Genomic DNA, 12,853 nt, shown 5'->3' on the forward strand with positions numbered 1-12,853 from the left:
GTATCGCGATTCCGCAAGTACGTCAACTACGATGTCGGTCATGGACCAACGCCTCACGCCGACCGCACGCCGGGTACGCCGCAGCCGTGCGGAGCAGAAGCAGGAGACACGCGGCGCATTGACCGTGGCGGCGCTGATGGCGTTCGCCCGGGACGGCTACCACGGGGCGAGCCTCGAGGGGATCGCCAACGAGGCGGGGTTCTCCAAGGGGGCGGTCTACTCGAACTTCGGAGGCAAGGCCGAGCTGTTCCTGGCCGCGATGGACCACAACCTGCAGACGCTGCGGGGCGAGGACTGGGACCCGTTCGCCGTGCCGGACGCGAGTGGCGCCGCCGGCACGGGCTCCGGTGTCGCCCCCGCCGAGGAGGCCGCGATGCTGGTGCGCGGGTTCGGCCTGGCGATGCTGGAGTTCATCGCGACCGCCGCCCGCGACGCGGTGCTCGGCGAACAACTGCGCGCCCGTGTGCAGATCATGATCGACGCCTACGGGCGGATCGCGGCCGAGAGCCGGCCGGCCGGTGAGAACCTCCCGGTCGACGACGTCGCGCAGCTCATGGCCGCACTCGACCAGGGCGTGTCGGTGCTCGCGCTCAGCGGCGTGGCCTCCGTCGACGGCGCGCTCCTGCGCACCGGCCTGCGCCGGCTGGTCGACCCGGCGAACGCCGCCGACGACCCGACTCCGGCCCGGGTCGGCAGGGGCGCGGGCCTGCCCGACGTCGAGCGGGTACAGCGGCTCGCCCGGGACACGGACGTCTGACGGACACGCAGCGCCCGGCGCCGTGCTGGTCGCTGCCGCCGTGCTCTACAAGCGACAAGGGGGCACCGGCCGCGGACGCAAGAAGCGCACCGCGGGCACGATCGCCCGGCCGGCTCGCCGCCCTTGGGTCCTCGCCCGTCGCCATATCCAAGCCCTTCGGGCCGGCTGTGAGGCCCTCAGAGCGTCAAACGAGCGTCACAAACGAGGCCGAGCTCTGCTCTGTCGGCGGGACCGAGCGAGCCGCGTCTCCGGAGCAGTCCCGCCCCGTACCCCTTTGCCGACTGTTGCCGGCATCTTTGGCGCTCCGTGGGCCGCCCGGCGGTGGCCGGGACGGGGGCGGGACGTAGCATCGCGGCCGTGAACGCGATGAGCGGGCTGGTGCTGGTCGTGGACGACGACGCGGCCATCCGGCGTTCCCTGGATCGTGGACTGCGGCTGAGCGGCTTCTCCGTCGTTCTGGCGGAGAGTGGCCGTGCGGCTCTTCAGACGGTGCGCGACCGGTCGCCGGACGTGGTGGTGCTGGACATCTCCATGCCCGGCCTGAGCGGCATCGAGGTGTGCCGCGGGCTCCGGGGGGACGGGAACGACGTCCCCGTGCTGATGCTCTCCGCTCTCGACGAGGTCTCCGACCGGGTCGCCGGGCTCCAGGCGGGCGGAGACGATTATCTCGTCAAGCCCTTCGCCCTCCAGGAGCTGGTACTGCGGCTGGGCGCGCTGCTGCGCCGCCGGCCGCCCGCGGTCGACGACCTGGTGCGCGTAGGCCCCCTGGTCCTGGCACCGGCCGCCCGCGAGGCGCACATCGACGGGGAACCGCTGAAGCTGACCCGGCGCGAGTTCGAGCTGCTGGAGGTCCTGGCCCGCAACGCCGGGATCGTGCTGACCCGGGACCAGTTGCTGGACCGCGTGTGGGGGTACGACTTCGAGGTGCGCACCGACGCCGTGGACACCTTCGTCAGCTACCTGCGCCGCAAGCTGGAGGCAGAAGGGCGGCCCCGGATGCTGCACACCATGCGCGGGGTCGGCTTCGTCCTGCGCGAGCCCCGGGACGCGCCGTGAGACTGTCCACGCGGATCGCGATCGCCGTCGGCGTCACCGTGCCGCCGCTGGTGCTGGCCGCCGGCCTGCTGCTGCTGGGGCTGGTCACCAAGGATCTGCACCAGCAGCAGGACTCGCAGCTGAGCGATCGTGCCGCCGCGGTCACCCCGGACGCCAAGGCGCTGCTGCGGGCCGCCGCGTCGGGCCGGCCGCCGTCCGTCGAGCACGCCCGGGAACGGCGGCTGTTCGCGGCCGCGCTCGATGTGGGAGTACGGCTGACGGGCCCCGCGGGCACGGTGACCACCGGCGGCCCTCAGCCGGGCGCGTCCGTACGGTTGCCGCCGAACGCCATCGCACCCGTCACCGTACGGGCGGCCGACGGCGCGAGCTGGCGGGTGCTGTCCGTGCCGGTGACCGTCAACCGCCCCGAGACGCGAGGCACCTTGTGGCTGTTCTCCCCGGACACCGCGAGCCAGGCGCTGATCAGGCTGGTGCGGGGGCGGGTGGTGACCGTCGCGCTGCTCGCCGCCCCGCTCGCCGGGGCGGCGGGATGGGCGGCGGCGGCCGGTACCGCGCGGCCGCTGCGGCGTCTGCAGCGCCGTACCAGCGGCCTCGACCCGACGACCAGCGCCGCTCGCCTCGATCACACCCCGATCGGGATCGCCGAGGTCGACGATTTGGCCCGGACGATCCGTACCGTGCTCGCTCGCTACGACCAGCAGGCCGCCCGCACCGCGGAGGCGTTGGAGGTGGCCCGCTCGTTCTCCGCCGCAGCCTCGCACGAGCTGCGCACCCCGCTGATGAGCATGCGGACCAACCTGGACATCCTCGCCGAACACCCGGAGCTGACGGAGCCGGACCGCACCGAGGTCCTGGAGGACCTGCGGCGCGAGCACACCCGGCTGCAGGGGCTCCTGACCATGCTCCGGGCGCTCGCCCAGGGCGACCTGGTCGAGGCGGACGCCTTCGGCCCCGTCGACCTGGCCGAGCTCGTGGACGCCTCGGTCGCCGACCTGCGCCGCAGACACCCGGACGCGGAGCTGACGGTGACGGCCTCGCCGGGCCTGTGGGCGCACGGCTGGGAGCAGGGGCTGCGCTCCACGGTGGACAACCTGCTGGCCAACGCCTGCACCCACGGCCGGTACGAGGACAAGGCACCCCGTATCGAGGTGACCCTGGGCCAGGACGGGCAGGACGCCGTGCTCACCGTGGACGACCGGGGGCCAGGCATCCCGCCCGACCGGCGCGAGGCCGTCTTCCGGCGCTTCCACCGCGGTCCCGGCAGTCCCGGGTCGGGCCTCGGTCTCACCCTCGTCGCGCAGCAGATCACGCTGCACCAGGGCCGCATCACGGTTCTCGACCGCCCGGACGGGCGGCGCGGCACACGGTTCGAAGTGCGTCTTCCCACCAGGGCGGACCACACGCTGCCGCCGCCGCGCAGGGACTGGCTGTCGGCGCCCGGGACATCACAAGGTTTCCACAAAGACGGTTCCTAACTTCCTCCCCAGCAGGCACTGCGCCGCACAGGAAGGAACACATCATGCGACCCAGGAAAACCGTCGTCATCTCTCTGGCGGTCGCCGCCCTACTGGGCGTTGCGGGGACCGCCGCCGCGGAGAGCACCACCACGGCCGCGTCCGCCAAGCCCGCCGCCACGGCGAAGAAGGACGGCACGAACAAGCTGTGCAAGCGCGCTCCGAAGGCCGAGCAGCGGATCGAGCGGAAGCTCAAGCGGCTGGAAGGGTCGGGGAAGGGCTCCATCGCCCAACTGGAGAAGCGGGCCGCCACCGCGAAGGCCGCAGGCCGCAGCGCGGTCGCGAAGTACCTCGATGACGAACTGTCCTTCCGCAAGTCCCTCGTGCCGTCACTCCAGCAGCGCGAGAAGGACCTGGCCAAGGTGCGGAGCTGGTGCGCGACCGTCGAGGACGGCCACTCGGCATGAGCGGCACCTGACGGCCTCCGGCCAGGCAATCCGCGGACAGCGGTGGTTCCGGGGTCATGGCGGCCCCGGACCCACCCGCAGGTTCGCATCATCAGGAGCGGCTGAAGTAGTGGGGGGTTCATAGACCCCGACGAGCATGACGCGATCCAGGCATGAGGCGGTGCTCAGGGGCGGTCGCCTCACTCAAAACGGCGGCGGTCCTCCTCGTCCCACTTCCGGGTGTCGCGCGGCTCGACGTACGGCTCCTGCTCGGCCGGATGACCGCCTGCGACGGCCCGCTGGCGGGCCATCTCCGCGTCGAACTCGAGGCCGAGCAGAATCGCCAGATTCGTGATCCACAGCCACACCAGGAAAATGATCACGCCGGCAAGGGCACCATATGTCTTGTTGTACGAGGCGAAATTCGCGACGTACAGGGCGAATCCCGCGGAGGCGAGCATCCAGATCACGAGCGCGAGGAAGCTCCCCGGCGTGATCCAGCGGAAGCCGCGGACCTTCGCGTTCGGTGTCGCCCAGTACAAGATCGCGATCATGATCGTGACCAGTACGACGAGCACCGGCCACTTGGCGATCGACCACACGGTCAAGGCGGTGTCGCCGACGCCCAGGGCAGTACCGACCTGCTGGGCCAGGCCGCCGGTGAAGACGACGATCAGCGCACTGACCACGGCCAGGACCATCAGGACCACGGTCACGGCGACGCGGAGCGGCAGCACCTTCCACACGGGCCGGCCCTCGGGGACGTCGTAGACCGCATTCGCGCTCCTGATGAACGCGGCGACATAGCCGGAGGCCGACCACACCGCGAGCACCAGACCCACGATCGCCATGATCGACCCGAGCCCGGCGTTGCCCTGCATCTGCTGCACCGCGTTGGTGAGGACGTCCCGCGCCGCCCCCGGGGCCAGCTGTCGGATGTTGTCCAGCACCTGCTGTGTCGCGGACTGGCCGAGGATCCCGAGCAGCGAGATCAGCGCCAGCAGTGCCGGGAAGAGCGCCAGGATCCCGTAGTAGGTCAGCGCTGCGGCCCGGTCGGCCAGCTCGTCCTTCTTGAACTCCTTCAGGGTGCCTTTCAGCACCGCGCCCCAGGAGCCCTTGGGCAGATCCGTCGGAGTGTCCGGCGCCCGCTGCTCCACCTCCGGACCCGGACCGAATCGCTCCGGCTCATCTTCGCGGCCGTACGCCGTGGCCTGCCGCTGCTCGTCGGTTTTCCGACCTCGGCGATGGCCGGTGTCGTCACGCCTGTGTCCCACTCTCATGACACAGCTCCTTACGCAGGGGTGATGCGGGCCAGGCCCCGGTACTCGCGCCTCGTCAGGGACGCTCGGCCGGGCATGCGCTTCGGCCAGACAACCGCCTTGATCCCGGGTCCCCACTTCACGGAACCGGGTTGATCAGCTGCCGGCTCGTCCTCCCCGCTCGCGGCGAGGGCCGGCAGCGACGTGCAAAGGTCAGACAGGGCCCGAGCTCCGCCCGCGGGCGTCGTCGGCCACCTGCTGCCCGGACTCGCGGGCCTGCCCCGAGACCTGGCCTGCCTGGTCGCGGGCCTCCTCCTTGGTGGTCTTCGCGGCCTCCGCGGCGGTGTCCTTCACGTCCTGGGCTGCCTGCTGGGCGACCTCGGTGGCGTCCTGCTTCAGCTGCTGCGCGGACTCGACGGCTGCCTCCTTGACCGGCTCGAGCTTTTCGCCGGCCTGCTCGGTGATCCGGGAGGCTGCCTGTTCCTCGGCCTCGGACGTCGGCAGGAGAGACGCGGTCAGCAGTCCGGCACCGAAGGCGATCAGCCCGGCGGCGAGCGGGTTGCCCTGCGTCTGCCGCACCGCCTGCTCCGGTGCCCGGCTCACCGCCTCACGGGCCTGTCCGGCCACCTCGCCGACCTGACCGGCGGCCTGCCCGGCCGTCTGGCGCACCGTGTCCGCGGCCCCGCCGGTGCCTTCCTTCACCGACTCCGTGGCCTGCACCGTACGGTCCCGCGCCGTCCCCGCCGATTCGGCGACGGTCCCCATGACGCGGTCACGCAGCCCCGTCACCGCGCCTCGCACCCGCCGGGTGCGGCGGCGCACCATCTGCCGGGGGCGGGCCCGGTCGGCCAGCCGGTTGACGTTCTCCGACAGGCGTTCCCGGGTGGTGTCGATCTCGGACCTTATCTGATCGGGTGCCGTGCCCATTGCGCGTCCTCCTTCAGGGTTTGCACGGTCTGTTCCGGCTTCGGGGACACCTCCCGCATCCGGGAGCGGCCCATCACGTACAGGACGGCCGCGATCACCGCCCACACGGCGGCGACGATCAGTGCCGCCCAGCCGGCGTCCATCACGTTGGCCAGACCGAAGACGGCCGCGAGCGACAAGAAGAGCGCCACCATGTATCCGCCGAACCCGGCACCCCCGTACATCCCGGCGGCCTTGCCCGCCTTGGCGCCCTCCTCGCGGATCTCCGCCTTCGCCAGCTCCACCTCCTGGCGGAACAGCGTCTGCAGATCCGACGTCACCGCCGACAGCAGCTCGCCCGCCGAGCGGTCTGGAACCGCCTCGCGCTGTCCACCGGCTCGCGGCGACTGCCGATAGAGCGACGACATCTCACACCCCCGGATGAGCCGGATAACCGGACAGCTCCGGCGGCGGCACCGGTGTGCCCGCAGGCAGGGTGCCGCTCTCCTCGCGCTCCGGCCCCTGTCGCCGAACGCCCGGATGCGGAGCCGACGGGGCCTGCGCGGCCTTGGTGCCGGCCTTGGCCAGGCGGCCCACCACCATGCCGGCCAGCACCGCTCCGCCCAGGAACGCCCCCGGCCGACGGCGCGCGAAGTTCTGCAGGTCGCCTACCAGGCCCTCCGCGCCGTTCTTGTCCAGGTAGTCCGCCGCGCGGTGGCCCTGATCGGCTGCCTGGGACGCCAGGCTCCTGGCGGGCGAATCACCCGAGGCGTTCTCCGCCATCCCCGCGAGGTCATCGGCCCACTGCCGCACCGTCCCGGCCAGCCGTTCCACCTGTCCCTGGCTCTCGCCCACCACGCGCTGCCTCAGGTCGCGTATCGCACCGCCTGCCTGTGCACGTGCTTCGCCCGCGACGGCCTTTGCCTGCTCGGCGGCAGTCCCGGCGACCTCGCCGGCCGCCTGCCCGGTCTGCGCGGCCACAGCCGACGTCTGTTCCTTCGCTGTCTGCCCCGTCTGCTGAACGCGACTGGCATCTTCACTCATGAGCCATTCCTCCTTCGGCGCTCCCGAGGCGGCCAGCGGAGTCGGCACCTCCGGATCCACGTCCATAAGGGAGTACCCCGCATATCAGCACAAAACGAGCAAATGGGACGATATTCGCTCATGGTTTCGGAAGGTCGGGGGCGGGGGCAGGAGGCGGTTGCCGGCCGCCATGAACAGCGTCGCTGACCGCATCACCACCTTGTGCTGATCAAGGCGAACACTTTCATTACTCGGCGCTACAACTGCTCCGATGCGTTCCAGCGCGCCGAAGGGCTGCGCGAGGCGGAAGCGCCAGTGGACCGTGGCGATCTCGGGGTACTGCCCACCGACACCGGGTACGGCCTTGGCGCTGACGCGTTCAACACCGAGGCCGTCAGCCGGCTGCTGCGGGCCGAAGGCCACGGCCGCCACACGCCCTCGCCCGCACTCGTCGCCTTCCCCTACGCCGGGCACCACCTCGTCACCGACCTACCCCGAGCAGGCATCCGCCCGAAGCGAACGCGATGGGCACAGGAACGGGAGCATGCCCACGCCCGGAAAGATCCAGAACCCCGCCAGGTCCCGATCCCGGTCGGGAGCACTCCCTGTGGCCAGACTCCACGGCCGCGCGGCGCCATGCAGGCGGTGACCGGCCAACCGTGCGTGGGTCGTCGCCGTTTCGGCCCGGACGTAACGAGTCCGGTTCAAGCGGATGGTCCGCAAGCGCGGCCAAGTCTCATGCCAGCGCGTTCACCGCTGCCGCGAACAGGCGTGGCAGGCGTGCGGCGGTGGGCATGATGTGGGGGGCGAGCGCGGGCTGCTGACGGGCCCTCACGAGGAGGTCCGTCAGGAGGCGGTGGCGGCGGGTCGCACTTCTCCAGTCGCTGTCGTAGCGGCTCGGTGTGCCGCGGCGCACGTTGGCGACCAGGGCTTCGGCGCCGGTGAGGGCGAGGGAGACGCCCTCACCGGTCAGCGCGTCGATGTATCCGGCGGCGTCGCCGACGAGCAGTACCCGCCCGTGGGCGCGGGTACGGGCCCTCTGGCGCAGCGGTCCCGCGCCGCGCACCGCGGTGACGGCCGCTTCCGGGGGCAGGCGGGCCGCCAGTTCGGGGAAGCTCTCCAGCTGGGTGGTGAAGGGGGCTCGCCGGGCCGTCAGCAGGGCGACGCCGATGAGTGCGGGGCCGAGCGGGGTGATGTACGCCTCCGCCTGCGCTCCCCAGTGCACCTCGACGTACGGCGACCAGGGGGGCACCGCGTAGTGCCGGCGCAACCCGTATCGGGGTGACCCCGCCCCTCGGGTCTTCACCTCCAGCCCCAGGGTGCGGCGCACGGATGAGTGCAGGCCGTCCGCGGCGACCAGCCACCGGGCGCGCAGCCCCGTGCCGGGGAGGGTCACGCCGGTGGTGTCCTGCCGTACTTCCTCCACTCGCAGCGGCAGTACGGGCACCCCTGCGTCCAGGACGGCCCGGTGCAGGGCGCTGTGCAGGTGGGTGCGGCGCGCACCGAGGCCGGGGCCGTGCCGGAACGCGGCCTGGACCTGGCGGCGTCCCTGGATGTAGCGGATGCCCGTGATGGGGTGGCCGGGGATCTCCAGGCCGAGGGCAGTGAGGGCCCGGACGGCCCCGGGCATCAGGCCCTCACCGCACGCCTTGTCGACCGGTGCCCGGCGTGGCTCGGCGATGACGGTGTCGAGACCGGCACGCGCGGCGTGCAGGGCGGTGGCGAGGCCGGCCGGTCCCCCTCCGACGACCAGCAGGTCGTGGCTGTCGCTCACGCGGGCACCGCTTGGGCGAGGGCCGCGTTCTCGCAGCGGACCCGCACCGCGAGCAGCACCGCGTTGGCGACGGTGAACACCATCGCGGTGAGCCAGGCGGTGTGCACCAGGGGCAGGGCGGCGATCTCCACGACGACCGCGACGTAGTTGGGGTGGCGCAGGAAGCGGTAGGGTCCGTCGCCGACCAGGCCCGCTCCGGGAACGACGATGACCCGGGTGTTCCAGTACGGCCCGAGTGTGGTGATGCACCACCAGCGCAGCACCTGGGCCAGTACGGCGAGCGCCAGCATGGGCCATCCCAGGGCGGGCAGGAACGGCCGGTCGGCGAGCACGGGTTCGAGCAGACAGCACGCGAGCAGGCCCGTGTGCAGGATGACCATGACCGGGTAGTGGCCACGGCCGTGCTCCACACCGGCGCGGGCGCGGGTCCAGGCCGCGTTGCGCCGGGCGACGACGAGTTCGGCGACGCGTTCGGCGGCGACGGCCAGGACGAGCAGCGTGTACCACGGCATGAGGACACTCACCAGCGCAGCAGGACGAGTTCGGAACAGAATCCGGGGCCCATCGCCAGGAGCAGCCCCCACGTGCCGGGCTCGGGCCGGCGGGATTCCCACGTGCTCTGCAGGATGTGCAGGACGGAGGCGGAGGACATGTTCCCCGCCGTCGCGAGGGAGCGCCGGGCGCAGTCGAGGGCGTCGCCGGGCAGGCCAAGGGTGTCGGTCAGGGCGGAGAGGACCCTGGGGCCTCCCGGATGGCACACCCAGGTCCCGATGTCGTCGGTGGTGAGGCCGTGTTCCGCCAGGAAGGCCCGCAGGTGCCGGCCGAAGTGTTCCCGCACCATGCGGGGAACACCGGCATCGATCACGACGCGGAATCCGCCGGCTCCGATGTCCCACCCCAGGAGCCGTTCGGTGTCCGGATACAGACGGCTGCGCGTGGCGACCACCGAGGGCCCGACCGCGTCCGGCCCGGCGGCGCTGCCGCTGCCGCCGCCGCTGCCGCGGGCGACGAGCGCTGCCGCACCGTCGCCGAACAGGGCGCCGGCTACGAGGTTGGCGCGGGAGTCGTCGTGCTGCTGAAGCGTCAGCGAGCACAGTTCGACGGTGAGCAGCACCGCCGTGTCGTCGGGGTGGCCGCGCAGGTAGTCGTGGACCCGGGCGAGGCCGGCGGCGCCCGCCACGCAGCCCAGGCCGAACACCGGAAGTCTTTTGACATCGGGCCGCAGGCCCATGCGCCCGGCCAGCCGGGCGTCGAGCGAGGGGGCGGCGACGCCGGTGATGGAGGCGCACACCAGCAGGTCGACATCGGCCGGTTCGAGCCCTGCCTCCTTGAGCGCGCCGGTGAGGGCTTCCTCGCCCAGTTCGAGGCCCGCCGCCAGCCAGGCGTCATTGCTCTGCCCGAAGTCCCGGAGACCGGCGTACTGCTCGATGGGCAGGGCGAGATGACGCGTGCGCACGCCGGCGGACGCGTGCAGGCGGCGCAGCACGGCGCGATCCGCCCCCGGAGGCAGGCACAGGTCGCCGATCGGTTCGGTGAGGTCGTCCTGGGCGTAACGGTGCGGCGGCCATGCTGTGCGGACGGCGGCGATCGTGGTCGCCGCGGCGGGCACGGCCGTCCGGCACTGCCCGGTGGACGGGGACGGAGACGGCGACGGGGACGGGGACGGGGACGGGGACGGGGCATGGTCGACGATCACGGGGACACGCATGTCGGTAATGCCTTCCTCGCCCTGGACGTCCGATTACCTTGCGTACGTGTCTGTCCACCCGTCTGGAGTTCTCTCGCGTACGACACACCGTGTCCCGGCGCTGCTGCGCTCCTGCCATCCGGAGCCTGCGCTCGCCGTGACGGTGTTCGTGACGGCACTGGCCATCGCGGCGGGCCGCGGGCCGGCGGGATCGGCGGCGGTGGCCGCGGCCGTGCTGGCCGGCCAGCTCTCGATCGGCTGGTGCAACGACGCGGCCGACGCACCACGCGACACGGCCTGCGGGCGCTGCGACAAGCCGGTGGCCACCGGCGAACTCCCGCCCCGGGCGGCGGCCGTCGCGGCCGGGGCGGCCCTGGGGCTGTGCATGCCGCTGTCACTGCTGAGCGGCGCCGCCGCGGGAGCGGCACACCTGGCGGGCGTAGCGGCCGGCTGGGCCTACAACCTGCGACTGAAACACACGGTGCTCTCACCACTGCCCTATGCCGCGGCCTTCGGCGCACTGCCGGCCTACGTCACCCTCGGTCTGCCGTCGCCGTCCTGGCCCGCCTGGTGGGCGGTGACAGCGGGAGCGTTGCTGGGCGTGGGGGCGCACCTGGTGAACGTCCTTCCGGACATCGAGAACGATCTCGCGACCGGTGTGCGCGGGCTGCCGCAGCGGCTGGGCCGTCCAGCCTGCCGGTGGCTGGCCCCGCTCGTGATGCTCGCGGCCATGGGCGTGGTCGTCGCAGGGCCGCCCGGGCCGGTGGAGATCTCGGACTGGGTACTGGCGGCAGCGGCCGGGATCGTCGCTGTCGCGGGTACGGCTGTGCCGTCGGGGGCCCGGAGCAGGTGGCCGTTCCGGGCCGCGATCGTGGTGGCCGGCATGGCGGTGGCACAGCTCCTGCTCAGGGGCTCGGACATGGCCTGACCCCGGGCCCGGCCCCGAGTAGCGGCGGCGCTGTCGGGGCGATCGGACGGACCTTCGTTCAGCGGGTGCTGCGCTCCGGCCGCCCGCGTGATGCCTGCACGCGCCATGCCGTGACCCCGCCAGCGGAGGAAGGCCCGCCTCAGGAAGCACAGCGGAAGGCGACACCTGTACCGCTCGCGACGTTCCCGTAAGTCGGCCGGTGCCTGAACAGACCAGGCGATGAACACGCCGTGCCACAGCGCACCCGCGGATCCGGCAGACCCGCCCCACAGTGACCCGAGGAGCATCGCAAACCGGCCCGCACAACGCCCCGTCACCGGGGAAGAGCAGTCATCGCCCTGCCGTCGGGCGAACGTGATGAGGACGTGACTGTCTGTGGCGGAAGACCTCATGATCGTGCTCGCAGACCTGGTCCGGGATGACCTCATACGACATGAGCAAGCCTCGCCAGCGCATGGGCCTGTACCGCACCGTCCTGCACGAGGGCCTGCACGACGACCTGCCCCGCTACCTGACGGACATGCCGTCGCCACGCTGACCTCGCACCCATCAAGGTTGACCCCCAGCACGCTCGCCCCGGGGATGCGTGAAACCGCCAGAACAGAGCAGGCGCCTTCTAAGCGCTTGGCCGCAGGTTCGAGTCCTGCCGGGGGCGCAAGTCTCCGCCCTCCCTTTGGGGAGGGCTTTTTGCTGGTCAGGGCGGGTGGCGGCCGACCCGCCGAAGCCCCGGACGCCCTCTTGATGATCAAGGGCGGGCTCCGGGGCTGTCCGGCTGTCGCCGGGTTTCGCGGGTGGCCGTGTCGGATACGTGTCGAAGTTCTGGGCCTCGGCGGCGTCAGCCGGTGGACGGCTACTGAGTGAGATCTCCGACAGCTTCGAGCCGTCTCTTCAGGTCGGGCAGCTGGCCCTCGCTGCATCAGGCTAGGTCACCAGGAGCACGGCCACGGCTTCCGGCCCACTCACCACCTGGGCGGGCGCTATCCCGTCGTTCAGCCACTTCGTCCGTCGCCTGTGTTGATCGCGTTGTACACCTCGCTGCCCGGCTCGTAGCGGACCAAGATCTCGTCGATCCGCGTATCGAAGTCGACGGCCTGTCCGTTGGACAGCCAGCTCTGCCGAGAGCCCACACATCTCCGCCTCGCACACAGGTGCGGAGTGATGAGGGACCAGCTGCACCAGGCACGCCAGCGCACCCAGCGATTCGAGGTGCCAAGTCCCGTCGAGGGGAGGAAATCCGGTGTCATGCCCCTCGGGCGAATAGCCGATGTCATGCCGCCATGCCGCAGCTACAAGGAGATCCCGGTCCGCCTCGGACGCAGCCGCGGAAGCCTCGCGAGCCCGAACAGCCACGGCCTGAGTGTGCGGCCAGCGGTTCCCGAGCGGAAGAAGCAGGGACTCAGCGAGTTCCGCCGCTCCCTGAGGCGTGTCCAGCGCAGAAGGCGTGGATGGAACGGTAGCCGAGTCGAGCAGTGAGCCGACAGACCGCGATCGAGGGGCACGGATGGTGTCTAGTCCCAGGTGATGCTTGACGTTCTGGTCCCAGCTGATGCTTGACGGTGGGCC

At 71.8% G+C, this 12,853-nt stretch carries 15 protein-coding genes; 6 read left to right on the top strand and 9 right to left on the bottom strand.

Translation table 11 applies throughout. The features are described from left to right. Window positions 1-40: 40 nt before the first annotated feature. From IE255_RS20745 to IE255_RS20760, 4 genes are all read left to right on the top strand, one after another. Window positions 41-757: a TetR/AcrR family transcriptional regulator gene (locus tag IE255_RS20745; RefSeq protein WP_190051814.1), complete on the top strand. Its 717-nt coding sequence runs from the start codon at window positions 41-43 to the stop codon at window positions 755-757. A gap of 366 nt (window positions 758-1,123) precedes the next feature. Next, on the top strand, window positions 1,124-1,813 hold the full coding sequence (locus IE255_RS20750; RefSeq protein ID WP_190051860.1) for a response regulator transcription factor: 690 nt from the start codon (window positions 1,124-1,126) through the stop codon (window positions 1,811-1,813). Further along, window positions 1,810-3,288, top strand: a complete 1,479-nt coding sequence (locus IE255_RS20755) for a sensor histidine kinase (protein WP_190051815.1) — start codon at window positions 1,810-1,812, stop codon at window positions 3,286-3,288. Before IE255_RS20750 ends, IE255_RS20755 begins: the two co-directional genes overlap by 4 nt. A gap of 44 nt (window positions 3,289-3,332) precedes the next feature. Then, window positions 3,333-3,734: a hypothetical protein gene (locus IE255_RS20760; protein WP_190051816.1), complete on the top strand. Its 402-nt coding sequence runs from the start codon at window positions 3,333-3,335 to the stop codon at window positions 3,732-3,734. A 179-nt stretch (window positions 3,735-3,913) separates the two neighbouring features. On the opposite strand, the gene IE255_RS20765 is transcribed toward IE255_RS20760, so the two are convergent. The 5 genes from IE255_RS20765 to IE255_RS40405 form a co-directional block, all read right to left on the bottom strand. After that, a complete protein-coding gene (locus tag IE255_RS20765) occupies window positions 3,914-4,993 on the bottom strand; it encodes a YihY/virulence factor BrkB family protein (RefSeq protein WP_190051817.1) in 1,080 nt (359 codons plus the stop codon). A gap of 192 nt (window positions 4,994-5,185) precedes the next feature. Continuing rightward, on the bottom strand, window positions 5,186-5,899 hold the full coding sequence (locus tag IE255_RS20770) for a DUF3618 domain-containing protein (protein ID WP_190051818.1): 714 nt from the start codon (window positions 5,897-5,899) through the stop codon (window positions 5,186-5,188). Next, window positions 5,875-6,306: a phage holin family protein gene (locus IE255_RS20775; protein ID WP_190051819.1), complete on the bottom strand. Its 432-nt coding sequence runs from the start codon at window positions 6,304-6,306 to the stop codon at window positions 5,875-5,877. Before IE255_RS20775 ends, IE255_RS20770 begins: the two co-directional genes overlap by 25 nt. 1 nt (window position 6,307) lies before the next feature. After that, window positions 6,308-6,922 (bottom strand): hypothetical protein, encoded by a 615-nt coding sequence (locus tag IE255_RS20780; protein ID WP_190051820.1) that lies wholly within the window; start codon window positions 6,920-6,922, stop codon window positions 6,308-6,310. 84 nt (window positions 6,923-7,006) lie between these two features. Beyond that, a complete protein-coding gene (locus IE255_RS40405) occupies window positions 7,007-7,324 on the bottom strand; it encodes a hypothetical protein (RefSeq protein ID WP_372487538.1) in 318 nt (105 codons plus the stop codon). Between IE255_RS40405 and IE255_RS40410 the strand changes: the two genes are divergently transcribed. Continuing rightward, complete coding sequence (locus IE255_RS40410) at window positions 7,217-7,699, top strand: Sua5/YciO/YrdC/YwlC family protein (RefSeq protein ID WP_372487534.1); 483 nt, start codon at window positions 7,217-7,219, stop codon at window positions 7,697-7,699. The genes IE255_RS40405 and IE255_RS40410 overlap by 108 nt on opposite strands. Here IE255_RS40410 and IE255_RS20790 read toward each other — a convergent pair. The 3 genes from IE255_RS20790 to IE255_RS20800 are packed head-to-tail and all read right to left on the bottom strand — an operon-like array spanning window position 7,638 to window position 10,383. After that, window positions 7,638-8,675, bottom strand: coding sequence for an NAD(P)/FAD-dependent oxidoreductase (locus IE255_RS20790; protein WP_190051821.1), 1,038 nt, complete (start codon window positions 8,673-8,675; stop codon window positions 7,638-7,640). The two genes, IE255_RS40410 and IE255_RS20790, sit on opposite strands and share 62 nt — an antisense overlap. Continuing rightward, window positions 8,672-9,187 (bottom strand): isoprenylcysteine carboxyl methyltransferase family protein, encoded by a 516-nt coding sequence (locus IE255_RS20795; protein WP_190051822.1) that lies wholly within the window; start codon window positions 9,185-9,187, stop codon window positions 8,672-8,674. Before IE255_RS20795 ends, IE255_RS20790 begins: the two co-directional genes overlap by 4 nt. A gap of 8 nt (window positions 9,188-9,195) precedes the next feature. Further along, a complete protein-coding gene (locus IE255_RS20800; RefSeq protein WP_190051823.1) occupies window positions 9,196-10,383 on the bottom strand; it encodes a type III polyketide synthase in 1,188 nt (395 codons plus the stop codon). 46 nt (window positions 10,384-10,429) lie between these two features. Here IE255_RS20800 and IE255_RS20805 point away from each other — a divergent pair, with 46 nt between their 5' ends. After that, window positions 10,430-11,290 (top strand): UbiA family prenyltransferase, encoded by an 861-nt coding sequence (locus IE255_RS20805; protein WP_229906509.1) that lies wholly within the window; start codon window positions 10,430-10,432, stop codon window positions 11,288-11,290. A gap of 989 nt (window positions 11,291-12,279) precedes the next feature. Here the strand turns inward: IE255_RS20805 and IE255_RS20810 are convergent. Then, entirely contained in the window at window positions 12,280-12,417 is a 138-nt protein-coding gene (locus IE255_RS20810; protein WP_190051864.1) for a hypothetical protein, read from the bottom strand. Between the last annotated feature and the right edge of the window lie 436 nt (window positions 12,418-12,853).

It is taken from the genome of Streptomyces lomondensis (assembly GCF_014651035.1).
GTDB lineage: Bacteria > Actinomycetota > Actinomycetes > Streptomycetales > Streptomycetaceae > Streptomyces > Streptomyces lomondensis.